This window comes from Aureimonas jatrophae, assembly GCF_900104035.1.
GTDB classification, from domain to species: Bacteria; Pseudomonadota; Alphaproteobacteria; order Rhizobiales; family Rhizobiaceae; genus Aureimonas; species Aureimonas jatrophae.
Genome location: NZ_FNIT01000008.1, coordinates 31,185 through 55,049, shown reverse-complemented (window position 1 = coordinate 55,049; position 23,865 = coordinate 31,185). Strand labels below are relative to the sequence as shown.

Annotated in this window: 23 protein-coding genes; 12 read left to right on the top strand and 11 right to left on the bottom strand. The window is 69.7% G+C overall.

Annotated elements, in window-relative coordinates; genetic code table 11:
• Window positions 1-203: 203 nt before the first annotated feature.
• Genes BLQ76_RS16345 through araD1 form a run of 7 tightly spaced genes read right to left on the bottom strand, consistent with a single transcriptional unit; the run spans window position 204 to window position 7,573 of the window.
• Complete coding sequence (locus BLQ76_RS16345) at window positions 204-848, bottom strand: 2-dehydro-3-deoxy-6-phosphogalactonate aldolase (protein ID WP_090675481.1); 645 nt, start codon at window positions 846-848, stop codon at window positions 204-206.
• Complete coding sequence (locus BLQ76_RS16340) at window positions 845-1,783, bottom strand: 2-dehydro-3-deoxygalactonokinase (RefSeq protein ID WP_090675478.1); 939 nt, start codon at window positions 1,781-1,783, stop codon at window positions 845-847. The genes BLQ76_RS16345 and BLQ76_RS16340 overlap by 4 nt, the downstream gene beginning before the upstream one ends.
• Window positions 1,780-2,661, bottom strand: coding sequence for an SMP-30/gluconolactonase/LRE family protein (locus BLQ76_RS16335; protein WP_090675475.1), 882 nt, complete (start codon window positions 2,659-2,661; stop codon window positions 1,780-1,782). The genes BLQ76_RS16340 and BLQ76_RS16335 overlap by 4 nt, the downstream gene beginning before the upstream one ends.
• Before the next feature lie 12 nt (window positions 2,662-2,673).
• The gene (locus BLQ76_RS16330; RefSeq protein ID WP_244519686.1) at window positions 2,674-4,512 is read right to left on the bottom strand and encodes an IlvD/Edd family dehydratase; all 1,839 of its coding nucleotides are present in this window, start codon (window positions 4,510-4,512) and stop codon (window positions 2,674-2,676) included.
• 57 nt (window positions 4,513-4,569) lie between these two features.
• On the bottom strand, window positions 4,570-5,640 hold the full coding sequence (locus BLQ76_RS16325; protein ID WP_090675473.1) for an aldose epimerase family protein: 1,071 nt from the start codon (window positions 5,638-5,640) through the stop codon (window positions 4,570-4,572).
• The gene (locus tag BLQ76_RS16320; protein WP_090675470.1) at window positions 5,637-6,572 is read right to left on the bottom strand and encodes a Gfo/Idh/MocA family protein; all 936 of its coding nucleotides are present in this window, start codon (window positions 6,570-6,572) and stop codon (window positions 5,637-5,639) included. Before BLQ76_RS16320 ends, BLQ76_RS16325 begins: the two co-directional genes overlap by 4 nt.
• A gap of 2 nt (window positions 6,573-6,574) precedes the next feature.
• Window positions 6,575-7,573, bottom strand: a complete 999-nt coding sequence (araD1, locus tag BLQ76_RS16315; RefSeq protein WP_090675468.1) for an AraD1 family protein — start codon at window positions 7,571-7,573, stop codon at window positions 6,575-6,577.
• 229 nt (window positions 7,574-7,802) lie between these two features.
• Between araD1 and BLQ76_RS16310 the strand changes: the two genes are divergently transcribed.
• Window positions 7,803-9,206 (top strand): MATE family efflux transporter, encoded by a 1,404-nt coding sequence (locus BLQ76_RS16310; protein ID WP_090675466.1) that lies wholly within the window; start codon window positions 7,803-7,805, stop codon window positions 9,204-9,206.
• A 6-nt stretch (window positions 9,207-9,212) separates the two neighbouring features.
• Here BLQ76_RS16310 and BLQ76_RS16305 read toward each other — a convergent pair whose 3' ends face one another.
• Window positions 9,213-10,493 carry an L-fuconate dehydratase gene (locus tag BLQ76_RS16305; RefSeq protein ID WP_090675464.1) on the bottom strand — a complete coding sequence of 427 codons (1,281 nt, stop codon included), beginning with the start codon at window positions 10,491-10,493 and terminating at the stop codon, window positions 9,213-9,215.
• 37 nt (window positions 10,494-10,530) lie between these two features.
• Here BLQ76_RS16305 and BLQ76_RS16300 point away from each other — a divergent pair, with 37 nt between their 5' ends.
• The 3 genes from BLQ76_RS16300 to BLQ76_RS16290 are packed head-to-tail and all read left to right on the top strand — an operon-like array spanning window position 10,531 to window position 12,976.
• Complete coding sequence (locus BLQ76_RS16300) at window positions 10,531-11,316, top strand: IclR family transcriptional regulator (protein ID WP_170842624.1); 786 nt, start codon at window positions 10,531-10,533, stop codon at window positions 11,314-11,316.
• 51 nt (window positions 11,317-11,367) lie between these two features.
• The gene (locus BLQ76_RS16295) at window positions 11,368-12,111 is read left to right on the top strand and encodes an SDR family oxidoreductase (protein ID WP_090675462.1); all 744 of its coding nucleotides are present in this window, start codon (window positions 11,368-11,370) and stop codon (window positions 12,109-12,111) included.
• A gap of 19 nt (window positions 12,112-12,130) precedes the next feature.
• Window positions 12,131-12,976, top strand: coding sequence for an ureidoglycolate lyase (locus BLQ76_RS16290; protein WP_090675459.1), 846 nt, complete (start codon window positions 12,131-12,133; stop codon window positions 12,974-12,976).
• Here the strand turns inward: BLQ76_RS16290 and BLQ76_RS16285 are convergent.
• Window positions 12,955-13,896, bottom strand: a complete 942-nt coding sequence (locus BLQ76_RS16285) for a GntR family transcriptional regulator (RefSeq protein ID WP_090675456.1) — start codon at window positions 13,894-13,896, stop codon at window positions 12,955-12,957. The two genes, BLQ76_RS16290 and BLQ76_RS16285, sit on opposite strands and share 22 nt — an antisense overlap.
• A 141-nt stretch (window positions 13,897-14,037) precedes the next feature.
• Between BLQ76_RS16285 and BLQ76_RS16280 the strand changes: the two genes are divergently transcribed.
• The 7 genes from BLQ76_RS16280 to BLQ76_RS16250 all read left to right on the top strand — a co-directional run bounded on the left by BLQ76_RS16280 (window position 14,038) and on the right by BLQ76_RS16250 (window position 20,989).
• The gene (locus BLQ76_RS16280; RefSeq protein WP_090675454.1) at window positions 14,038-15,027 is read left to right on the top strand and encodes an aldo/keto reductase; all 990 of its coding nucleotides are present in this window, start codon (window positions 14,038-14,040) and stop codon (window positions 15,025-15,027) included.
• Between the two features lie 20 nt (window positions 15,028-15,047).
• Window positions 15,048-15,494, top strand: coding sequence for an RbsD/FucU family protein (locus tag BLQ76_RS16275; RefSeq protein ID WP_090675452.1), 447 nt, complete (start codon window positions 15,048-15,050; stop codon window positions 15,492-15,494).
• 119 nt (window positions 15,495-15,613) lie between these two features.
• Window positions 15,614-16,597, top strand: a complete 984-nt coding sequence (locus BLQ76_RS16270; RefSeq protein ID WP_090675450.1) for an ABC transporter substrate-binding protein — start codon at window positions 15,614-15,616, stop codon at window positions 16,595-16,597.
• A gap of 234 nt (window positions 16,598-16,831) precedes the next feature.
• Window positions 16,832-18,319: a sugar ABC transporter ATP-binding protein gene (locus BLQ76_RS16265; RefSeq protein ID WP_244519691.1), complete on the top strand. Its 1,488-nt coding sequence runs from the start codon at window positions 16,832-16,834 to the stop codon at window positions 18,317-18,319.
• A 37-nt stretch (window positions 18,320-18,356) separates the two neighbouring features.
• Window positions 18,357-19,337: an ABC transporter permease gene (locus BLQ76_RS16260; protein WP_090675445.1), complete on the top strand. Its 981-nt coding sequence runs from the start codon at window positions 18,357-18,359 to the stop codon at window positions 19,335-19,337.
• A gap of 23 nt (window positions 19,338-19,360) precedes the next feature.
• A complete protein-coding gene (locus tag BLQ76_RS16255) occupies window positions 19,361-20,368 on the top strand; it encodes a zinc-binding alcohol dehydrogenase family protein (RefSeq protein ID WP_090675751.1) in 1,008 nt (335 codons plus the stop codon).
• A 246-nt stretch (window positions 20,369-20,614) separates the two neighbouring features.
• Window positions 20,615-20,989 carry a response regulator gene (locus tag BLQ76_RS16250; protein WP_090675749.1) on the top strand — a complete coding sequence of 125 codons (375 nt, stop codon included), beginning with the start codon at window positions 20,615-20,617 and terminating at the stop codon, window positions 20,987-20,989.
• A 14-nt stretch (window positions 20,990-21,003) separates the two neighbouring features.
• On the opposite strand, the gene BLQ76_RS16245 is transcribed toward BLQ76_RS16250, so the two are convergent.
• The gene (locus tag BLQ76_RS16245) at window positions 21,004-22,677 is read right to left on the bottom strand and encodes an AMP-binding protein (RefSeq protein WP_090675442.1); all 1,674 of its coding nucleotides are present in this window, start codon (window positions 22,675-22,677) and stop codon (window positions 21,004-21,006) included.
• 153 nt (window positions 22,678-22,830) lie between these two features.
• Here BLQ76_RS16245 and BLQ76_RS16240 point away from each other — a divergent pair, with 153 nt between their 5' ends.
• Complete coding sequence (locus BLQ76_RS16240; RefSeq protein ID WP_139184035.1) at window positions 22,831-23,193, top strand: hypothetical protein; 363 nt, start codon at window positions 22,831-22,833, stop codon at window positions 23,191-23,193.
• 313 nt (window positions 23,194-23,506) lie between these two features.
• Here the strand turns inward: BLQ76_RS16240 and BLQ76_RS16235 are convergent, their stop codons facing one another.
• On the bottom strand, window positions 23,507-23,824 hold the full coding sequence (locus BLQ76_RS16235) for a type II toxin-antitoxin system RelE/ParE family toxin (protein WP_090675747.1): 318 nt from the start codon (window positions 23,822-23,824) through the stop codon (window positions 23,507-23,509).
• Window positions 23,825-23,865: the final 41 nt, after the last annotated feature.

Genomic DNA, 23,865 nt, shown 5'->3' with positions numbered 1-23,865 from the left:
CCCCAAGCGGCGGTGCGGCTGCACGCGCCGGGCGGCACGACTGCCGTGCCGCCGAAACCCAGAATCTCGGGGCCGCTCGCGCCTGCCCCATCCTGTCGGACCCGGCCGCCGGGCGCTCCGCCCGCCCGCCGATCTCCAACAATTACGTGATAGCTAGCGTAAGCCGCCGCGCGCCGACAAATGAATTCTTTCGGCGCCGTGATTTATCCTAAACCGTAGACGCGATCGTAGATCGAGACCGCCCTGTCGGCCCTCTCGCGCACCTCCGCGACGCTCATTCCGGGCTTGTAGAGCGACGAGCCAAGACCGAAGGTTCGCACGCCCACCTTCGCGAATCCCTCGAAGTCGTCCTCGCCGACGCCGCCCACCACGCCCACCACGCAATCCTTCGGAAGAACGGCGCGAATGGCGTTGACGCCGGCGGGCCCCAGCACGCTGGCGGGAAAGAACTTCAGCGCCGAGGCACCGGCCTTCAAGGCCGCGAAGGCCTCGGTCGGCGTGAAGACGCCCGGCATCGTGACCATGGCGTGCTCGCCGGCGCGGCGCAGGACGTCGGCGTCGACATTGGGTGAGACAAGAAGCCGGCCGCCGGCCGCGGCCAGGCTGTCGACCGCACCCGTGTCGAGAACCGTACCGGCGCCGATCCATACATGGGCCGGGGCGCGGCGTGCCGCCGACTCGATCGAGCGAAAGGCGTCCGGCGAGTTCAGCGGGATCTCGATCATCTCGAACCCGGCGTCCACGAGCGTATCGACCGCGGCATCGGCCTCGTCGGGGCGGATCCCGCGCAGGATCGCCACCAGCGAGCGCCGAAGGTGGGGCCAGGCATGCGAGCGGACGGTGGTCATCGGCCGGAGTCCTTCGAAGCGAACAGGAGCCGCGCTGCGGCCAGAAGGCCGTGGCGCACGCAGGCGTCGGCGTCCAGACGGCGCGGTGACGCGAGGCCGGCCAGCGTGAGCGCACGCTCGTAGAGCGCGACGATGGGGCCGCTGCCCATCAGCGCGACCGGCGCGTTCGCTGCGTCATGCCGCGCGATCGCGCCCGCGACCTCCAGGCCGATCAACGTGCCGGACAGGCGGGCGAGCCCGCTCTGCGGCGAGGCACCCTGCAGGAGCCAGCCGGCCCGCACCTGGAACAGGCGGTTGGTAACGAGGGCGGGCTCATCCAGCGCATGGCGCACGCCGGCCTCGAAGGCCGGGTCGTTCGCGGACGGGGCCGCCTCGGTCTGGACGGCCTGCGCGAGGATGGAATTGGCGCGCAGCATCTGGAAGAGCTCGCCCGTCATGAAGGTCGAGAAGCCCTCCACGACACCCTCCTGCAGCCGCACCCACTTGGAATGGGTGCCGGGCATGCAGACGAGGCCGGTGCGGAAGCCCTCCGCCACGACGCCCAGAAGCTGCGTCTCCTCGCCGCGCATGACGTCGGGTTCGGCTTCGGTGCGCTGCGCGATGCCGGGCAGCACGAAGACGGGACGCGATTCGTGGGTGATCGCGGTCGCGCGGGCGGCCAGATCGTCGAGACCGACCGGCGCGTCGAGATAGCTCGCCTCGACCCATCCCGTGCGCGAGCCGACCATGCCGCACAGAACCGCGGGCACGCCGGCGGGAACGCCGAGCGCCGCGAGGTGCTCCTCGAGAACGCGGCCGAAGCCCTTCGGTCCGGCGGTGACGAGGCCATCCGGCGCGCGTCGTTCGCCGAGCACCGTGCCGTCGGCCGCCGTGGCCCAGGCGCGAAACGAGGTGGTGCCCCAGTCGACCAGGGCGAAGGCAGGCGCGGCGCTCACGAGCGGTCGACCCGAACGCGTGCCTCGGGCAGGCCGCGCACGCCGGGGTCGAGGATGAAGGTCTGGCCGGCCTGCGCGTCGCGCTTGAGGCCCGCCGCGTCCAGTCCCTCGCGCGCGGAGGTGACGATCATTCGGTCGAGATCGCGGCCGACGAACATCGGGCAGGTCGGCCGGCTGGCCGGCACGGGAATCGTCAGGAGGTGCTCGCCGTCCGCCGAGTAGCGGTCGATGCAGCCGGCGCCCCAGCGCGCGTTCCAGATGCAGCCCTCCGCGTCGACCACCGCGCCGTCGAGCCCGCCCTCGCCGCCGCGGTGGTCGACGAGCGTCGACGGCTCGCCTGTCGGCAGGCCGGTGTCGGGGTCGAGCGCGACGCGCTGGAGAACGCCGGCATGGGTGTCGGTGAAGTAGCCCGTGCGCCCGTCCGGCGAGAAGCACATGGCGTTGGGAATGGTGATCTGCCCGTAGAGTCTCGTCAGCTCGCCCCGGAAGAAGTGGTAGATCGAGCCCGCCCCTTCTTCCGCGCGCCGGCCCATCGTTCCGATCCAGAGCGCGCCGCAGGGGTGGACGCGCCCGTCGTTGGAGCGCGTCAGGCCGTTGTCCTCCTCCAGCCGCGTGTGCAGCTGAAGGCGTCCCGTGGCGATGTCGCGAAGGTACAGCCCGTCGGCGGTGGCGACGAGCTGATGGGCGTCGTCGACATAGGCGAGCGCGCTCGCCATGGTCGGCAGGGTATGGACCGTCGTCTCGCCCGCCGAGACCTTGGTCTCGAAGAGCTGCTTCTCCAGAATGTCGAACCACCAGAGCGTGTCGCTCGGCCCGTCATAGGTCGGTCCCTCGCCGAGGTGGCAGGGATGGTCCGACAGGATGGCGACCTCGGTCATTCCCGTGCGCCTTTAGTGGTTGTCGCGCGGGATGCCGCGCGTCTGGGCGATGCGCTGGTACTGCACGGCGTTCTCGAGGACCGCGCCCGTCTCCATCTGGCCGACCAGCGTGCGCTGGATCTCCTGCCAGGGGGTCTGGTGCTCGGGATACTTGTAGCCGCCATCGGACTTGAGCGCCGCGCGCCGCTCATTCAGTTCCTCGTCGGAGATCAGGATGTCGGCCGTGCCGCGCCCAAGGTCGATGCGCACGCGATCGCCCGTCCGGAGAAGCGCCAGACCGCCGCCCGCCGCCGCCTCCGGCGAGGCGTTGAGGATCGACGGCGAACCGGACGTTCCCGACTGGCGTCCGTCGCCGATGCAGGCGAGCGAGGTGACGCCCTTCTCCAGAAGGTAGGTCGGCGCGCGCATGTTCACGACCTCGGCAGCGCCGGGATAGCCGATCGGGCCGGCGCCGCGCATGAAGAGGATCGTGTGCTCGTCGATGCCGAGCGCCGGATCGTCGATGCGGTGGTGGTAGTCCTCCGGCCCGTCGAACACGACGGCGCGGCCCTCGAAGGCGTTGGGGTCGTTCGGGTTGGCGAGGTAGCGCTCGCGAAATTCCGGCGAGATCACGCTCGTCTTCATGATGGCCGAGGTGAACAGGTTGCCGCGCAGGACGAGGAAGCCGGCCTTGGCCTTGAGCGGCTGGTCGTAGGGCCGGATGACCTTTTCGTCCTCGATGCGGATGCCACGGCAGTTGTCGCCGATCGTGCGCCCGTTGACGGTCAGAGCGTCCTCGCGGATCAGCCCCTTCTCCATGAGCTGGGCGACCACGGCCGGCACGCCGCCGGCATGATAGTAGTCCTCGCCGAGATACTCGCCGGCCGGCTGGAGGTTGACGAGAAGCGGGATTTCCTCGCCGAACTCCTGCCAGTCGTCGATCGAGAGCTCGGCGCCGATGTGGCGGGCGAGCGCGTTGAGGTGGATCGGCGCGTTGGTGGAGCCGCCGATCGCCGAGTTGACGCGGATGGCGTTGATGAAGGCGTCGCGCGTCAGGATGTCGGAGGGCTTCAGGTCCTCGCGCACCATGTCGACGATGCGAAGGCCGGTGCGGTAGGCGACCTCCTGGCGGTCGCGGTAGGGCGCGGGGATCGCGGCCGAGCCGGGCAGCTGCATGCCCAGCGCCTCGGCGAGCGAGTTCATCGTGGTCGCCGTGCCCATCGTGTTGCAGTAGCCCGTCGAGGGCGCCGACGAGGCCACGAGCTTCACGAAGCCGGCATAGTCGATCTCGCCCTTGGCGAGCAGCTCGCGCGCCTTCCAGACGATCGTGCCCGACCCCGTGCGCTCGCCGCGGAACCAGCCGTTCAGCATCGGCCCGACCGAGAGCGCGATGGCCGGGATGTTCACGGTCGCCGCCGCCATGAGGCAGGCGGGCGTGGTCTTGTCGCAGCCGATGGTCAGCACCACGCCGTCGAGCGGGTAGCCGTAGAGGATCTCGACGAGGCCGAGATAGGCGAGGTTCCGGTCGAGGCCCGCGGTCGGGCGCTTGCCGGTCTCCTGGATCGGGTGCACCGGGAACTCGATCGCGATGCCGCCCGCCTCGCGGATGCCCTCGCGCAAGCGATGGGCGAGTTCGAGGTGATGGCGGTTGCAGGGACTGAGATCCGAACCCGTCTGCGCGATGCCGATGATCGGTCGGCCGGACTGCAGCTCTTCCTGACTGAGGCCGAAGTTCATGTAGCGCTCGAGATAGAGCGCGGTCATGTCGGCATTGTCGGGATTGTCGAACCAGGCGCGCGAGCGCAGCTTGTTGCCGCCGGTCACGGGCGCGAGATCGCCGGTCTTCTGGGTGGCGGAAGGAAGGTTGGCCATGGGTCTTGTCTCCTCTCGGCGTCTCGAGCCCACGAGGGGCGAGGCGTCGCTCAAGCGTTATCGGACGGAAAAGCGGTAGCGGGAACGGTGACGATAGGTCTCGCCGGGCTCGAGCCGGGCGGAGGGGAAGTCGGGACGGTTCGGCGTGTCGGGGAAGCGCTGGGGCTCGAGGCAGAGCGCGTCGCCCATGCGGTAGATCTGCCCGTTCTTGCCGGCCACCGTCCCGTCCAGGAAGTTGCCGGTATAGACCTGCAGCCCCGGCTGGTCGGTCAGAAGCTCCAGCGTGCGGCCCGTTTCGGGATCGAACACGACGGCGGCCGGCACCGGGTCGCCGCCCTCGTGCCAGCCGTCCAGAACAAAGTTGTGGTCGATGCCGCGACCGCGCCGCAGCTGCTCGTGCGCCTCGCGCACCCGGTCGCCGATCCGCGCACCCTCGCGCAGGTCGAAGGGCGTACCCGCGACGCCGCTGCCGGTGCCCTCGAGCGGGATCGAGGTCTCGTCGATCGCGGTGAACAGCGAGGCCGAGACCATCAGCTCGTGGTCGAGCACCGACTCGACGCGTGCCGCGCCGCCGAGGTTGAAGAACGCATGGTTGGTGAGGTTGACGACGGTGGTGCGATCGGTGGTCGCCTGCCACGCGATCTCCAGCGTCTCGCCGTCGAGAAGGCGGTAGGTGACGCTCGCCTGGAGCGTTCCGGGAAAGCCCTGGTCGCCGTCTGGACTGGTCAGGTGAAGCGTGGCGAAGGGCTGATCGCCTTCCCCGGTCTCGCCCACCTGCCAGATGCGCCGGTCGAAGCCATCGGGCCCGCCGTGCAACGCGTTCGGGCCGTCGTTGGCGGGAATAACGAACGTCTCGCCGTCGAGCGCGAAGCGCCCCTTGGCGATGCGGTTGGCGTAGCGCCCGATCGTCGCCCCGTAGAAGCCACGCGTGCGCTCGTATCCGCTCACGTCGTCGTGGCCGAGAAGGATGTCGGCCTGGGTCCCCTCGCGGTCGGGCGCCAGAAGCGAGTGCCACGTCGCCCCGTAGGTCAGGACCGCAGCCTCCAGCCCGGAGGCATGGCGCAGCGTGATCCGTTCGACCGCCCGGCCGTCGTCGAGCTGCCCGAAGGCTTCGCGCCGCAAGCTCATCGCGCGGGCTCCTCGTGGAAGGCCTCGACCTCGTGCCGGCGCCCGAGAAGGAAGCCGTCGGCCACCAGCTGCAGCGGCGACAGGTCGACATCTCCGCTGCGCGCGGCGCAGAGGTCGCGGAAGCGCGCGTAGATGCCCTGGTATTCGAGGTCCGGCTCGTCGGTCATCGACCGGCCGTCGAGATCCAGAAGGCGCCCGCCGTTCTGGATGCGCAGGAGGCCGTCCGCGGTGTCCACCTCGACCGTCCAGGTCTCGCCGCCGGTCACGCGCCAGTCGAACTCGGCCGAGACGGAGAGACCCGAGGGCGAGGCGAAGCCCAGGTTCGCGGCGATCGGCGCCGCGCGGTTCGCCGGGAAGAACAGGTCGGAGCGGTCGAGGAAGATCGGCTCGGGCAGGATCGCGGTGACGATCGACAGCGCGTTGATGCCGGGATCGAAGACGCCGAGGCCACCCGGCTCCCAGATCCAGGCCTGGCCGGGATGCCACTTGCGCACGTCCTCCTTCCACAGGACGCGCACCGAACGGATCTGCGTCCCGGCGAGGAAGAGGCGCGCGGGCTCGACGGCGGCCGAGAAGCGCGAGTGCCAGGTGGCGAACAGCGACACCTCCCGCTCGCGCGCGAGCGTCTCGAGCGAGGCGATCTCGGCGACGGTGGCACCCGGCGGCTTTTCCAGAAGCACGTGCTTGCCGGCCGACAGCGCCTTCCAGGCCTGCGCGTGCCGCCCCTGCGGCGGGGTGCAGAGCGCGACGGCGTCGAACGCATCGGCGTGCGCGAGGAGATCGTCGATCGTGGCGACGTTGAGGACGCCCGGCAGCTCGGCGTTGCGGCTGGCGACGGCGGTCAGCTCGACGCCCTCCACCGCGCTGATCGAGGGCACGTGCTGGTCGCGGGCGATCTTGCCGAGACCCACGATGGCGACGCGAAGGGTCATGCTCAAAGGCTCCGCACGGCGACGAGCGCGTCGGCGGCGCCGCTCGCTACGCGAAGCGTGTTCACGAGCGGCAGGCGGAAGGGCGCGGCCTCGATCTCGAAGCGGTCGCCGGCCTCGGTCTTCACGCCGTGCGTCACCGAGAGCGTCGCCGTGCCGAAGAAGTGGACGTGAAGGTCGCCAGGCCGGCGGAACAGGTCGTACTTGAAGTTGTGGTGCTCGAGGTTGGCGACCGAATGGCTCATGTTCGCCTCGCCCGACAGGAAGGGCTTGTCGAAGATGACCGCCTCGCCGCGACGGATGCGCGACGAGCCCTCGACGCTGTCCGGCAGCTCGCCGACCAGAAGCTCGGGACCGAGCGCGGCCTGGCGCAGCTTGGAATGGGCGAGCCAGAGGTAGTTGCCGCGCTCGGTCACGTGGTCCGAGAACTCGTTGGCGAGGCAGAAGCCGAGGCGGTGCGGCGTCCCGTCGGGGCCGATGAGGTAGAGGCCGGCCAGCTCCGGCTCCTCGCCGCCGTCCAGCGCGAAGGCGGGCGAGACCAGGTCCTCGCCAGGCCCGACCAGCATCGAGCCGTCGCCCTTGTAGAACCATTCGGGCTGAGCGCCGACCGTGCCGGCCGCCGGCTTGCCGCCCTCGACGCCCATCTGGAACATCTTCATCGAGTCGGTGACCTGCTGGCCGGCCGCCGCCTTGTGCATCTTGTCGCGCCCGTCGGCCGAGCCGAGATGGGTCAGGCCCGTACCGGCCACGATGAAGTGGGCGGGGTCCGCGTGGTGGACGGGCAGCGCGACGCGCCCTTCCCCGAGCATCGCGGACAGGTCGATCCGCTCGCCCCGGCCCGCGCGCTCCACCGCCTCGGCCAGCGACACGCCGTCCACGATCGCCCGGCTCGCCAGATCGTAGGTCGAGCCGAAGCCCGGCACGATGGTCGCCTCGCCCGCGTCGTCGCTGGCCGCCACCACGAGCCCTGCGGGCGTTCGGACCTGGGAGAGACGAAGCGCCATGGTTTACGCGATCCACTGTGCGGAGGAAGGGAGCCGGACGGCAGAGCCGAGGCTATTTGTCTGCTTTATTCCAGACCGAGGTTATTTCGAACCGTCCCAAGTTTGTCAACGCGATCGCAGCCGCGCGCAAGCTGCTCAGCGCATGGGCATGTGCCTGCTGGACAAGCAAGGATCGTAAGTCTACCCCGCCAGCTGATACCCGATCTGTCCCGCATCCCAAGCCCGCTCCATGACCCTTGCCGCCCCGCCGCTCGCTGCCGAGACCGCCGCCCCGCTCGGCTGGCGCGAGCATGCGCGCCAGACGGTGTTGCTGGGGCTACCGCTGGCGGGCGCGCAACTCGCCCAGGTCTCGATCAACGTCACCAACACGGTGGTCGCCGGGCAGATCGGCGCGCGCGAGCTGGCCGCCGCCGTGCTGGGCGCGCAGTGCTTCTACCTGTTCTGGATGTTCGGCTCGGGCTTTGCCTACGCGGTGATGCCAATGGCCGCCGCCGCTCACGGCACGGGCGACGTGCGCGGCGTGCGCCGCGCGGTGCGCATGGGCCTGTGGATCGTCGCGCTCTACAGCCTCGGCGTGATGGTGCCGCTCTGGTTCGCCGAGCGCATCCTCGTGGCGCTCGGCCAGGAACCGGGCGTCGCCGCGATGGCGGGCGGCTACGTTCGCGTCCTCCAGTGGGCGATGCTGCCCTACCTCGCGATCTTCGTGTTCCGCTCCTACTTCAGCGCGCTGCAGCGCCCCGCCGTCGTGCTGATCGTCACGATCCTCGGCGCCTGCGTGAACGTGGGGCTGAACGTCGTCTTCGTGTTCGGCCATCTCGGCCTGCCGGCCATGGGGCTCGCCGGATCGGGACTGGCGACGATCCTCACCTCGAGCGTCATGCTGCTTCTTCTGGCGTTCTACGACCGTTGGCGGCCGGAGCTGGCCGCCAACGAGATCCTGGTGCGCTTCTGGCGACCGGACTGGGCGGCCTTTCGCGAGGTCGTGCGCCTCGGCTGGCCGATCGGGGCCACGATCGTCGCCGAGGCCGGGCTCTTCACGGCAGCCGCGCTCCTGATGGGCTGGATCGGCACGGTGGAGCTGGCCGCGCACGGCATCGCGCTGCAGCTGGCCTCGATCTCCTTCATGATTCCGCTCGGCCTTGCGGCGGCGGCGACCGTGCGCGTCGGCACGGCCTTTGGCCAGGGCGACCGGCTCGGCGTCTCGCGCGCCGCGCGCAGCGTGATCGGACTCGCCACCCTCGTCTCGGTCGGCGCCGCCCTCCTGTTCTGGCTTCTGCCGGTACCCCTGATCTCGCTCTTCGTCGACCGGGCCGACCCGCTGGCGCAGACGGTCGTCGCGGCCGCTGTGCCGCTCCTGTTCGTGGCCGGCGCCTTCCAGATCGTCGATTCCATCCAGGTCGTGGCGAGCGGCTCGCTGCGCGGGCTGAAGGACACGCGCGTGCCGCTCTTTATCGCCCTCTTCTCCTACTGGGCGGTGGGCATGCCGGTGGCCTCCGGGCTGGCCTTCGGGCTCGGCTGGGGCGGGGTCGGCGTGTGGTGGGGCCTGGCGATCGGGCTGGCGGTCTCGGCGGTCCTGATGACCATGCGCTTCCGCCAGCACGAGCGGCGCGGCGACACGGTCGCCGGAGCCTGAAACGCCTCAGCCCCTGAAGGCGTGGGCCGCGAGCGAGGCCGGCTTCATCTCGATCGAGAAGCCCGGCGCGGTCGGCGGCAGGTAGCGCCCGTTCAGGACGCGGCAGGGCTCGACGAAGTGCTCGTGCAGGTGGTCGACATATTCGGCGACCCGCCCTTCCGAGGTGCCCGAGATCGCCAGGCAGTCGATGATCGACAGGTGCTGGACGTATTCGCAAAGCCCCACGCCTCCCGCATGCGGACAGACCGGCTTTCCGAACTTGGCCGCCATCAGCATGATAGCGAGGTTTTCGTTGAGCCCGCCGACGCGCGCGGCATCGATCTGCACGACGTCGATCGCCTCGGCCTGCAGGAACTGCTTGAAGAGGATGCGGTTCTGGCCCATCTCGCCGGTCGCGACCTGGACGGGATGGACGCCGCGGCGGATCTCGGCGTGGCCGAGGACGTCGTCGGGAGAGGTCGGCTCCTCGATGAACCACGGCCGGAACTCGGCGAGTTCGCGCACCCACGAGATCGCCTCGCCGACCTCCCACACCTGGTTGGCGTCGATCATCAGCGTCCGGTCGGGACCGATCTCCTCGCGCACGATGCGGCAGCGCCGGCGGTCGTCCTCGAGGTCGCGCCCGACCTTCAGCTTGAAGTGCGTCCAGCCCGCCGCCAGCCCCTCGCGGCACAGCGCGCGCACCTTCTCGTCGGGGTAGCCGAGCCAGCCGGCCGAGGTCGTGTAGGTCGGGTAGCCCTCGGCTTCGAGCGTGGCGAGACGCGCCTCGCGCCCCGCCCTTGCGCGCTCGAGGATGGCAAGCGCCTCGTTGCGGGTGATCGCGTTGGAGAGGTAGCGCAGGTCGACGCAAGCGAGCAGCGCTTCGGGCTCCATGTCGCAGACGAGGCGCCAGACCGGCTTGCCCTCCCGCTTGGCCCACAGGTCCCAGACCGCGTTCACCACGGCGCCGATCGCCATGTGCATGACGCCCTTGTCGGGCCCGAGCCAGCGCAGTTGCGAGTCGCCTGTCATGAAGCGCCAGAAGCCGCCCATGTCGCGCGCGATGTCGTCGAGGCTCCAGCCGACGGCCCGCTCGGCGGCACGCGCGATCGCGTCCACCACGATGTCGTTGCCGCGCCCGATCGTGAAGGCGAGGCCATGGCCCGACAGCGCCGGGTCGTCCGTGTCGAGCCGGACATAGGCGGCGGAATAGTCCGGGTCGGGGTTCATCGCGTCCGAACCGTCGAGCTTGGCGGAGGTCGCAAAGCGGATGTCGTGCGTTTCGAAGCCGCGGATGGTGATGGACATGGGCTCTCCTCCTCGCTCATATATGAAACGAGAAATCATGAGCGAACAGGACGTGTCAATGACCGACGACGCGGATCCCGGCCCGCGCTACCACGCGCCGGCACTGGAGAAGGGCCTCGACATCCTGGAGCATCTGGGATCGGTGACCGACGCGCCGACGCTCGGCGACCTCGGCGAGGCGTTGGGGCGAACGCGCGGCGAGATCTTCCGCATGGTCGCCGTCCTGGAGCGGCGCGGCTATATCGAGCGCGTCGCGCCGGATCGCTTCGCGCTCAGCGACCGCCTGTTCTCGCTCGCCATGCAGCAGCCGCGCCAGCGCGCACTGGCCGAGGCCGCTCTGCCCGAGATGCGCCGCTTTGCCGAGGAGACCGGCCATAGCTGCCACCTCGCCGTGGCGAGCGGGTCGCAGATGGTGGTGGTCGCCCACGTGCCCAGCCCGGCGCATGTCGGCTTCGCGGTGCGCATCGGGCATCGCCAGCCCATCGCGCTGACGGGCTCGGGCCTCTGCCTTCTCGCCTTCATGTCGCCAGCGCGGCGCGAGCGCACGCTGCAGGACAGTCCGGAGCGGGACGGCCAGCGGGCCTGGCTCGCCGAGACGCTCGGATCGATTCGCGCGGCAGGCCATGTCCTGCGACCCTCGCGCCTGGCCGAGGGCATCACGGACATCTCGGCGCCGGTGATCGATCCCGCCACCGGCGAGGTCCTGGCCGCGCTTTCCTGCCCCTTCATTCGGCTTCTCGATGCCGCGGAGCAGCCGGCGGATCTGGCGGATCGGCTGCGTGACGCGGCCGGGCGCATCGCGAACTGCGTTGAAAACGGCTGAGCGAGCGTCTATGAAACCGTTGTTCGCCGATGAAACGGGAGGGTTCGAGCGATGACCGCACGCCTGGAGGGCCTGAGGGCCGTCGTCACCGCCGCAGCCCAGGGCATCGGCCGCGCGACCGCGCTGCGCTTCGCGCAGGAGGGCGCCGAGGTGATCGCCTGCGACATCAACGGCGAGAAGCTCGCCGAGCTGGCGGGCGCGCACGGGATCACGACGCGCGTAGTGGACGTGCTGGACGACGGGGCGGTGCGCGATCTCGCGGCCGCGGCAGGCCGCACCGACATCCTCTTCAACTGCGCGGGCTTCGTTCACGCCGGCACGATCCTCGACTGCGAGGAAGCGGACTTCGACTTCTCGTTCGCGCTCAACGTCAAGTCGACCTATCGCATGGTGCGGGCCTTCCTGCCCGGCATGGTGGCGGGCGGCGGCGGGTCGATCATCAACATCGCCTCGGTCGCGTCCTCGATGATCGCGGTGCCGAACCGCTTCGTCTATGGCGCCTCCAAGGCCGCCGTGATCGGCCTCACCAAGTCGGTCGCGGCCGATTTCGTGGCGCAAGGCATTCGCTGCAACGCGATCTGTCCGGGCACCGTGGAGAGTCCCTCGCTGCAGCAGCGCCTGGAGGCCACCGGCGACGCGGACGCCGCACGCCGCGCCTTCATCGCGCGCCAGCCCATGGGCCGCATCGGCACGCCCGACGAGATCGCCGCGCTCGCGGCCTATCTCGCGGCGCCGGAATCCGCCTTCGTCTCGGGCCAGGCGCTCGCGATCGACGGCGGCTGGACCAACATCTGACCCCCGGAGAGGACATCCCATGAAGCTCCTGCGATACGGCGAGCGCGGCCACGAGAAGCCCGGCCTCCTCGACAGCACCGGAACGCTGCGCGACCTGTCCGGCCATGTCGAGGACATCGCGGGTGACGTGCTGTCGGACGAGGGCCTGGCGCGCATCCGGGCGCTCGATCCGGCCGCGCTTCCCGCCGTGCCGGACGGCGTGCGCATGGGCGCCTGCGTCGGGCGCGTCGGCAAGTTCATCTGCATCGGGTTGAACTACGCCGACCACGCCGCCGAGACCGGCGCGCCGATCCCGGCCGAGCCGATCATCTTCATGAAGGCGACCAGCGCCATCACCGGCCCCAACGACGGCATCCTGATCCCGCGCAACTCGGTGAAGACCGACTGGGAGGTCGAGCTCGGCGTCGTGATCGGCCGCGAGGCGCGCTACGTCGAGGAGAGCGAGGCGCTCCGCTTCGTGGCGGGCTACTGCGTCGTCAACGACCTGTCGGAGCGCGCCTTCCAGACCGAGCGCGGCGGCCAGTGGACCAAGGGCAAGTCGGCCGACACGTTCGGGCCCATCGGTCCCTGGCTCGTGACGCGCGACGAGGTCGCTGACCCGCAGGACCTTTCCATGTGGCTCGAGGTCGACGGCCATCGCTACCAGGACGGCTCGACACGCACCATGATCTTCGGCGTCGCGCACGTCGTGTCCTACCTCTCGCAGTTCATGAGCCTGCAGCCGGGCGACGTGATCACCACCGGCACGCCGCCGGGCGTCGGCATGGGCATCAAGCCCGAGCCCGTCTATCTCAAGCCCGGCCAGGTGGTACGTCTCGGCGTCGAGGGCCTCGGCGAGCAGCGTCAGGACGTGACGGCCGCCTGAGGCCGGGACGCGTCTTCCCCTTCGGCCGCCTCGCCCGCGGCCGGGGGGATCGAGCGCAGAAGCGTCTCGCGCGCCGAGCGCAGGTGCCGGCGGCCGTAGAACTCGACCTCCATGGCGTTGCGCGCGCGCAACGCGGCGATGATGTCGAGATGCTCCGCCAGCGCCTGACGGTTGCGCTCCGCCTCGCCCTGCTTGTTCCACTGGTAGTGGTAGTGGAAGATCATGGCGATCACGTCGTAGAAGTCGATCACGAAGCGGTTGCCGGACGCCTCGTGGATCAGGCGATGGAAGCGCTCGTCGAGCCGCGAGAAGGCGGCGCGCTGCTCCTCGACGCGCGGCAGCAACGCGCGATGCTCCTCCTCGATCTCCGCCAGCGACGCCCAGGCCGGGTGCGTATCGGGCAGTTCCACGAAGGCCAGCACGGAGCGCAGCTCGAACAGCTCGCGCACCTCCGTCAGCTCTAGCGCGAAGCCGCGTGTGAAACCCTTCAGCACCCATTGGCTGTTGCGCCGCTTCTCGATCAGGCCGAAGCGCGAGAAGCGGATCAGGAACTCGCGCACCGCCGAAACGCCCACGCCGAGCTCGCGCGCCAGGTCCGCCTCGCCGATCGCGTCGCCCGGCTGCGCGCCCCCTTGCAGGATGCGCTGCATGAAGCCGCGCTCGATGATCTGATCCAGCGGGTCGGTCTCGTCGGCGGGAAAGCGGTCGGCGGCCGTGGGCCGGCGGATCATCGCCTTGCGGCCGCCTTCCACGCTCAGGATCCCCCCGTCCGCCATGCGGGCCAGAACCGCGCGCACGGTGGTGCGGCTGACCGCGAGCTGGCGGGCGAGCGCCCCTTCCGAGGGGAGTTCGCCGTCCTGCGAGAGAAGCGCGAGGGCGCGGTTGTAGGCGTCCTTGAAGAGCGTGTTGGGTTTGGCCATCGGGAATGCGCAGGATCGCGCGGCCGGAACCGCGCTTGGGAAACCGATTGATTACGACAGCCTTGGTTCCTTGTCGATGAAAGACAGGTGGGATAGACCTGCCGCCGCGCTCCAACCGGGCGCGCGAGGAGGAACCAGGCGATGAACAAGCGGCGAATCGGCCGAACGGCGCTCGAGATCACGGAGATCAGCCTGGGCGGCGCCGCGCTCGGCAACCTCTACCGCGCCGTGCCGCGCGAGGACGCCATGGCGGTGATGGACGGCGCCTGGGAAGCCGGGATCCGCTACTTCGACACCGCGCCCTTCTACGGGTTCGGCCTGTCGGAGCGCCGCATGGGCGACTTCCTCCAGGAGAAGCCGCGCGACGCGTTCGTCCTGTCCACCAAGGTCGGCCGGCGCCTGCGGCCCGCGCCCGGCGAGGACCTGCCGGGCCTCGGCTACGTCGATCCCCTGCCCTTCGCGGTGGAATACGACTACAGCTACGATGCGATCATGCGCTCGGTGGAATCGAGCTACGCCCGGCTCGGGCTCAACCGCATCGACATTCTCTTCGTCCACGACATCGGCGTCTACACGCATGGGCCGGAGCTGACGCGCACGCATCTCGGCCAGCTCTTCGGTTCCGGGCTGAAGGCGTTGGAAGAGCTGAAGAGCAGCGGCGTGATCGGTGCCTACGGGCTCGGCGTCAACGAGGTCGACGTCTGCCTCACGGTCTTGCGCGAGGCGCCGCTCGACTGCATCCTTCTCGCCGGCCGCTACACGCTGCTCGACCGCGCGGCCGAGCGCGAGCTTCTGCCGCTCTGCCGCCAGCACGGCACCTCGATCGTGGTCGGCGGCGTCTTCAACTCCGGCATCCTGGCCACCGGCGCGCGCGAGGGCGCGAACTTCGACTACGGACCGGCCAACGAGGAGGTTCTCGCGGCGGTGCGAGGCCTGGAAGAGGTCGCCGAGCGCGAGGGCATCCCGCTCAGCCGCGCCGCCCTCCAGTTTCCGCTCAACGAGCCGGCGGTGGCCAGCATCCTTCTCGGCACCGGGCGTCCCGAAAGCCTGCAGCGCAACCTCGCCGGCTTCGCTCCCGCGATCGAGCCCGCGCGTTTTGCCGCCTTCGAGCCCCACACGATCAACCGATAAGCGTTCCAGGAGGCCTTCCCATGCTGCGCCACGTCCACCCCCTGCTCGGCCCCGACCTTCTCCACGCGCTCCGGTCGCTCGGACATGGCGACGAGGTCGTGATCGCCGATGCGAACTTCCCGTCCCACTCGCTCGGCCCGCGCGTCGTACGCCTCGACGGCATCGACGCCGTGGAAGCCGCGGAAGCCATCCTGACCCACCTGCCGCTCGACACGTTCGTGGACCGGGCCGCCTTCCGCATGGCCGTCGTGGACCGGCCCGACGAGGTGCCGCCGATCACCGATCTCTTTGCCGACGCGATCGCCCGGCTGTCGGGCGGCGACTTTCCGATCGAGCCGATCGAGCGCTTCGCCTTCTATGAGCGCGCCCGCCGCGCCCAGCTGATTGTCGCCACCGGCGAGCGCCGGCTCTACGGCAATCTGATCCTGACGACGGGTGTACTTATTGGAAATTCTGTTCCAAAATGAAACTGTGTTGAAACGGCTTGCGGAGAATCGCGGAAGCCGCTAGCGTACCCGTACGATATCCAGAAAGAACCGGGCCGACCCGGCGGATACGTACGCTTTCTCAAGGAGGAACCATTCCGATGCAGTCCCGCCTTCCGACCCGCCGCGCGGCCCTGGCCAGCGTCGCCCTTCTGGCCGCCGCCTTTGTCCTGCCCGGCGGTCCGGCCCTGGCCCAGCAGCCCACCATCCCGATCATCGTGAAGGACACGACCTCCTTCTACTGGCAGATCGTCCTGGCCGGCGCCCGGCAGGCGGGCAAGGATCTCGGCGTCAACGTGCCCGAGCTCGGCGCCCAGGCCGAGACCGACATCAACGGCCAGATCTCGATCCTTGAGAACGCGGTGGCGGGCTCGCCGGCCGCGGTCGTGATCGCGCCGACCGAGCGCACCGCGCTCGGCGCCCCGATCACCGAGGCCGCCAAGTCCGTTCCGATCGTCGGCATCGACTCCTCGGCCGAGACCGACGCCTTCTCGTCGTTCCTCACCACCGACAACGTCGAGGGCGGACGCATCGCCGCGCGCGGCCTCGCCGAGGCGATCAAAGCCAAGACCGGCAAGGAAGAGGGCGACGTCGCGCTGATCACCAACGCGCCGAACGCCGGCTCGCTGGAGGAGCGCAAGAAGGGCTTCACCGAGGAGCTCGCCAAGTATCCGGGTCTCAAGCTCGTCGCCGACCGCTACGCCGACGGCCAGGCGGCCACCGGTCTCAACATCACGACCGACCTTCTCACCGCCAACCCAAACCTCGTCGGCATCTTCGCCTCGAACCTGATCATGGCGCAGGGTGCCGGGCAGGCGGTCGCCGAGAACGGCGTCAAGGACAAGGTGGCCCTGGTCGGCTTCGACTCGGACGAGCGTCTCGTCGGCTTCCTGAAGGACGGCGTGATCTCGGCCCTCGTGGTCCAGGATCCGTACCGGATGGGCTACGACGGCATCAAGACCGCGCTTGCTGTCTCCAAGAAGGAGAGCGTAGCCAAGAACGTCGACACCGGCGCGAACCTGATCACGACGGCCAACATGATGGACCAGCGCTCGCAGGAACTCCTCAACCCGAAGGTCAACTGACCGCGACGGGCTGACAGACGGCCGCCGACCGGGTTGGCGGCCGTCACGAAGGGCCGGGGCTGTGAAGCGCCCCGGCTTTCTCGCCCCCTTGCGGGGCAAGGCGAGACAGGGAGGCCGCCCGCGATGCGGCCCCGCTCGCAGGCCCCTGCTCGAAGGAGGCATTCCTTGACCACAGCGCCCTCCCCCCTCGATCCGCGACCGGCCGGCGAACACGCCGCGCCCGCCGAGCCGCCCGTGGCCGCCGGCGAGACCATCCTGGAACTGCGCGGCCTCGAGAAGCGCTACGGCCAGGTTCTCGCGCTCAAGCCCTGTTCGCTCTCGTTCCGTGCCGGCGAGATCCACGCGATCGTCGGCGAGAACGGCGCCGGCAAGTCGACGCTGATCAAGCTTCTGACCGGCGTCATCCGTCGCTCGGGCGGCGAGATCGTCTGGCGCGGCGCCCCCGTCGCGCTCGCCACCCCGCAGGAGGCGATCGACCACGGCATCAACGCCGTCCACCAGGAGGTCGTTCTGTGCCGCCACCTGTCGGTGGCCGCCAACATCTTCCTGGGCGACGAGAGCGTGCGCGGCGGCCTGCTTCGCAAGCGCGAGATGAACCGCGCCGCACAGGTCATCCTCGACGACATGGGCTTCCGCCTGCCGGCCACCGCCGAGCTCGGCAGCCTGACGATCGGCCAGCAGCAGTTGGTCGCCACCGCCAGAGCCTCGCTGCGCGGCACGCGCTTCATCATCTTCGACGAGCCCACCGCCTACCTGACGCGCCAGGAGGCCGCCCAGCTCTTCACGCTGATCCGCCGCCTCAAGAGCGAGGGCGTCACGATCGTCTACATCAGCCACCGCATGGAGGAGGTGTTCGAGCTGGCCGACCGCGTGTCGGTGCTGCGCGACGGCACCCATGTGGGAACGCGCAACATCCGCGAGACGAACGACGCCGAACTCGTCTCGCTGATGATCAACCGCTCGCTCGACCAGATCTATCACAAGGACAAGGTCGCGATCGGGGAGCCGCTGATCGAGGCGCGCCATCTCTCGGGCAAGGGCTTCGAGGACGTCTCGCTGACCGTTCGGCGCGGCGAGATCGTCGGGCTCTACGGCCTGATCGGCGCGGGGCGCTCGGAGTTCGCGCTCTCGCTGTTTGGTCGCAACCCGAAGACCGCGGGCGAGATCTTCTGGAAGAACAAGCCGGTCGACATCCGCTCCGAGCGCCAGGCGATCGACCTCGGCCTCGCGCTCGCGCCCGAGTCGCGGCGCGACCAGGGCCTCGCCCTCAACCTGCCGATCGGCCTCAACCTGAACCTCCCGATCTACGACCGCGTGACGAGCGGCCTCACGATCTCGCGCCGCCGCGAGGCCGAGGAGGCCGACCGGCAGATCCGCGATCTCGCGATCAAGACGCCGAGCCGCCGCACGCTCGCCTCGGCCATGTCGGGCGGCAACCAGCAGAAGATCGTGATCGGCAAGTGGCTCGCCCACGGTGCCGAGCTCTTCATCTTCGACGAGCCGACGGTGGGCGTCGACGTCGGCACCAAGGCCGAAATCTACCGCCTGTTCGGCCAGCTTCTCCAGAAGGGCGCCGGCATCCTCCTGATCTCCTCCTACCTGCCGGAGGTCTACGAGCTCGCCGACACGCTGCACGTCTTCCGCAGCGGACGGCTCGTCGGCTCCAGCGGCTTCCACGAGACCAGTCACGAGACCATCCTCGCCCAGGCGATCGGGGTCTGACCGTGCTTCCTTCCTTCGAGCGTTTTGCGAGGCGCCCATGACCGTTCAGACCTCCCCCGCCGCGCCGGAGGCCGCCCCCGTGGCGCGTCGCAACTTCGGCTTCCTGTTCGCGCTGACGCTGCTCGGCCTCTTGGTCGCGCTCTGGGTGTTCCTGAGCTTCGCGACGCCGACCTTCGCCACCGCCAACAACATCGCCAACCTCCTGCGCCAGGGCTCGATGATCGCGATCCTGGCGATCGGCCAGACCTTCGTGATCATCACTTCGGGCATCGACCTGTCGGTGGGCGCTATCGTCGGCTTCTCGACCACGGTGATCGCCTACCTCCTGCAGGCCGGCGTGCCGGTCTGGGCGGCGGTGATCCTGACCCTCGTCATGGGTCTCCTGATCGGCCTGTTCCACGGCTTCGGCATCGTGAAGATGGGCCTGCCGCCCTTCATCATCACGTTGGCGACGCTGACCGCGCTGCGCGGCATCGGCCTCGTGATCACCAACGGCTCCACGATCTCGATCACGGACGCGGGCTTCAACGCCTTCTCGCGCGAGAGCTTCCTCGGCATCCCCAACCTGTTCTGGATGGTGATCCTGGTCGCGGTGCCGGCCTACGTCTTCCTTCATATGAGCCGGTTCGGGCGCTACCTCTTCGCGGTCGGCTCCAACCCCGAGGCCGCGCGCCTGTCGGGCGTGAACGTGCCGCGCATGATCTACATGGCCTACTCGCTCTCGGCCGTCTTCGCCGCCTTCGTCGGCGTGCTCCTGGCCGCGCGCATCGGCGTGGGCAACGCCACGCAGGCGGAAGGCTGGGAGCTGCAGGCCATCGCCTCCTCCGTGATCGGCGGCACCTCGCTCTTCGGCGCGGTCGGCTCGGTGCAGGGCCCGCTGATCGGCGCGTTCATCCTCGCCACCATCAACAACGGCGCCAACCTCCTCAACGTCAATTCCTTCTGGCAGCGCATCATCACCGGCGGACTGATCATCGTGATCGTCTACTTCGACCAGCTGCGCCGTCGCCGGCAGTAGGAGCGGATCCGATGACGCATGCGATGCGGGCGCTGGTCTGCGCCGAGCCGGGCCGGCTGGCGCTGGACGAGCGGGAGAGGCCAAGCCAGACCCGCGAGGGATGGGCGCTGGTGGACGTTGGCCATGTCGGGATTTGCGGCACCGACTACCACATCTTCGAGGGCAAGCACCCCTTTCTCCAGTATCCGCGGGTGATGGGCCACGAGGTCTCCGGGCGCGTCGCGCAGAGCGCACGCCTGCCCGAGGGCACGCCGGTCGTCGTCAATCCCTATGTCAGCTGCGGCACCTGCGCGGCCTGCCGCCGGGGTCGCTTCAACTGCTGCATGCGGATCGAGGTGCTGGGCGTCCACCGGGACGGCGCGCTGTGCGAGCGCATCGAGGTGCCGGAGGGCAACCTCATCGCGGCGGGCGATCTGTCGTTGCGCGACGCCGCGATGGTGGAATTCCTGGCGATCGGCGCGCATGCCGTGCGTCGCTCGCAGATCACCGAGGGTCATGCGCTGGTTGTCGGCGCCGGGCCGATCGGCCTCGGCACGGCGATCTTCGCCAAGCTGGCCGGGCTCGACGTCACGATCATGGACCCGATCCAGGAGCGCCTCGACTTTGCCACCAGCGCGCTCGGTCTTCCCCGAGCCATGGTCGCCGACGAGGCACGCACCGAGCGCGTGCGCGAGATGACGGCCGGCGATGGGTTCGAGGTCGTGTTCGACGCGACCGGACACCCGGCCTCGATGCAGGCGGGCTTTGCCGATGTCGGGCACGGGGGAACGCTGGTTCTCGTGAGCGTCGTGACTGGCGACATCCGCTTCTCGGACCCCGAGTTCCACAAGCGCGAGATGCGGCTCGTCGGCAGCCGCAACGCTCTGGCGGTGGACTTCGAGCACGTCATGGCCTCGATCCGCGCCGGCCTCGTCCCGACGGACCGCCTGGCAACCCACCGCACGACGCTGGACGAGGCGGCCACCCGCATCCCCGTCTGGGCCCACGACAAGCAGGGATTGGTGAAGGCGATCGTCGAGGTCGCGGGCTGACCGTCGGCGCCGACGCTGTGACCGATCCGCAACGCAACCGCCGCGACGAGGTGGGTGCCCCTCGCCCTCCGGCCCCATCGCGCCAGATGCGGACACGACCAGAGCGAACGGTTCCGTCGGGATAACGGCGGGCCGCGGGGTTCGATCGGGTTGCGCCGCAACGAAACGGGAGCCAAATCCCCTTCCGTGCGTTGTGTAGGCGCGAATGGAAGTGGCGTGACAGGACGGGTCGGAGCCTCGGTTATGATGACGCAGTCTGTGACGCTGCAGGGCAAGAGGGTTCTCGTGGTCGAGGACGAGTTTCTGGTCGCGCTCGACATCGAAGCCGAACTCGAGGACTGCGGCGCGAGCGTCGTTTGCGCCAGCACGCTGGCCCAGGCCCGCGCGAAGGCGGAGGGCGGTGCCTTCGACGCCGTCGTGCTCGACCTCAACCTGCACGGCGAGGCCTCCTATCCGGTCGCCGACCTTCTCCACGAGCGGCAGGTGCCCTTCGTGTTCCACACGGGCCAGGGCGAAAAGGCGGTTTTGACGCGCCGCTACCCCGGTGTCACCGTGTGCAGCAAGCCCTGCGACGGCCGTTCGCTCGCCAATAGCCTCGGCCGCGTCATCAGCATGCGCTGAGGCGCATCGCTCCCTCAGACACGACCGGCGATCGCCGCCTCGTCGAAACCGCTCCCCTCGTCACCCCTTCCCTCGACCCGCAGGTCGCGGCGACGGATCTTGCCCGACAGCGTCTTGGGCAGGTCGTCCACGAAGGTGATGCGCCGGATGCGCTGGTAGGGCGACAAGCGTCCCTGAAGGTGCTCGAACAGAAGGCGTGCCGTCTCCTTGCTCGCCGGATGGCCGTTCTCCAGCAGGACGAAGGCTTGCGGCACGGCCAGGCGCAGCGCGTCGGCCATTGGAACCACGGCCGCCTCGCGCACCGCCGGATGCGCCACCAGCGCGCTTTCGAGTTCGAAGGGGCTGACGCGATAATCCGATGACTTGAAGACGTCGTCGACGCGCCCGACGAAGGTGAGCGTCCCGTCCGCGTTGCGACGCGCGACGTCGCCGGTGCGGTAGACGCCGGTTCCCGACAGCGTCGCGCTCGCCGTCAGGCCGCCGGGTCGGTTTTCGGTCCAGCGCAGCGCGACCTCACCCTCGGTCACCTCGCGGTCGTCGGCGTCCAGAAGCACGATCGGGTATCCCGGCAGCGGCCGCCCCATGGATCCGATCGCGCCGACCGCACCGGGAACGTGCCCGACCATGGCCGTGGTCTCGGTCTGGCCGTAGCCGTCGCGAACGCGCAGGCCCCACGCGCGGGCAACGGCCTCGATCACCGGAGCATTCAGCGGCTCGCCCGACGAGACCGCCTCGCGCAGCCGGCCGGGCCGCACGCCCAGTCCGTGGCCGACGAGATGGCGCCACACCGTCGGCGGCGCGCAGAAGGTCGTCACGGCCATGTCGTCCAGCGTCGCCAGAAGCCGCCCCGGCTCGAAGCGCTCCTGTTCTAGGACCGCCACCGTCGCACCGGCGCTCCAGGGCGCGAACAGCGAGCTCCAGGCGTGCTTCGCCCACCCCGGCGAGGATACGTTGAGATGGATGTCGCCGGGTTGCACGCCCAGCCAGTGCATCGTGGACAGCGACCCCACGGGATAGGAGCGGTGGGTGTGGAGCACGAGCTTGGGCAGCGCCGTGGTGCCCGACGTGAAATACAGAAGCATCGGATCGTCCGGCGCCGTCTCGTGCGCGGGGTGGAAGGACGCGTCGAGCCCGTCGGCCTCCGCGAGGCTGCGCCAGCCCTTCGGCGCCTCGCGCTCGGGCGATAGGCGCCGTCCGCGGAAGCCGACCTCGTCGAGAACGGCCCCCAGCGTTTGGCGCGCGACGACGCACCGCGCCTGCCCGCGTTGCAGACGATCGCGCAACTCGTGCGGTGCCAGAAGCGGGCTGGCGGGGATCACCGTGATGCCCGCCTTGAAGCAGGCGAGCTGGGTTTCCCACAGCGCCGGCTCGTTCCGCAGCATCACGAGCAGCCGGTCACCGCGCTGCAGACCCAGATTCACGAGAAGGCGGGCCACGCGCGAGGAGCGATTCGAGAGGTCACGAAAGCTCAGGACCGTCTCGATCCCCTGCCTCGCCTCGCGGATGCGCAACGCGGGTCGCGTGGCGGTTTCCGGATCGGCCGCCAAGACGCCGTCGAACCAGTCCAGCGCCCAGTTGAAGGGCTGGGGCTCCGGCCAGCGGAACCGCTCGCGCTTCTCGCGTGGTGCGATCGCGGGGTCGAGGAGCAGGCCGCGCGCCGCGCGAAAGGCGATGCGACCCGCCGTCACGGATTCGTTCCGGTCGCCGGAAGGGGATCATGGAATTGGTGCGGAACCATATAAGGCGAAATCGTGTTGAGGGCGTCGAGAATGCTTGTCCGGCCCGGAGCGGGACGCGGCGGGCAGGCTTCAAAGATCGTCCCGTCATCTGGAGTTAGCATCATGAAGCGTACCATGCTCGCCCTCGCCGTCGCCACGCTGGTTTCCGGCGCTGCCCTCGCCCAGGACACCTCCACCACCAACACCAATCCCGTCCCGGGCTCCGAGGCCGGCGAGACCTCCGTGATTCCGCCGACCGCCCCGTCCGGCGCGATGGCACCGGCCGCGACCGCGCAGCCGGAGCAGACCTCGAACCCGGTCCCGGGTACGGATCAGGGCAAAGAGTCCGCCATGCCCGCCGCCGCGGCCAGCACGGTCGTGACCACCGGCAACGCCCCGGCCACGGGTTCGCCGACCCAGCAGACCTCGAACCCGGTTCCCGGCACCTCGACCGGCGACGGCAACATCACCCCGCCGTCGAAGTAAGTTCGTCGCATTCGAACGGGGGCGCTGGCTTCGGCCGGCGCCCTTTTTTGTTTCCGGTCCGATAGTCGGGATCGGTCTCGGGAAGCCCGGTCGGTTTCTCGCGTGAGGGTGACAGGTCGAACGCTGAATGCGGCGCGTGACGCGCGAGCCGTGCCGATGCGCCAACCTGTGGAGTGCGGCGCCCGAAGAGGGCCCGGCGTCGGATCATTACGCGCAACAACGCGCCCGGCCGGATACGCGATCGGCTTGTCGTCGATGGCCCGGGAAGACGAGCCGCCGGCGGGGCGGCGCAGCGTTCCGCCGCTAGGACCTGTCAGGCCCCCGCACGGTGCTCCGCGTTCCGCTTGCGCGTGGCGGCCGCCTTCTTGGCTGACGCCGAGCGCTCCGCGGCGGTGCGCGATGCGGACGCCTTGCCACCCTTCTTCCCGCCCTTCTTGGAGGGCGTGTGGTCGGTCGGATGACCGCGGCCGGACCCGCTCTTGTTGCCGCCGCCGTCCTCCTTGTTGACGGTCGCCCAGGCGCGCCGCTCGGCTTCCGCCTCGGGCACGCCCCGCGATTCGTAGCTTTCGGCGATATGGTCCGCCTTTCGCTCCTGCTTGTCGGTGTACTTGGACTTGTCGCCGCGTGGCATGGCGCCCTCCATCCATCGTTTCACCCTGCGAGAACGGGTCT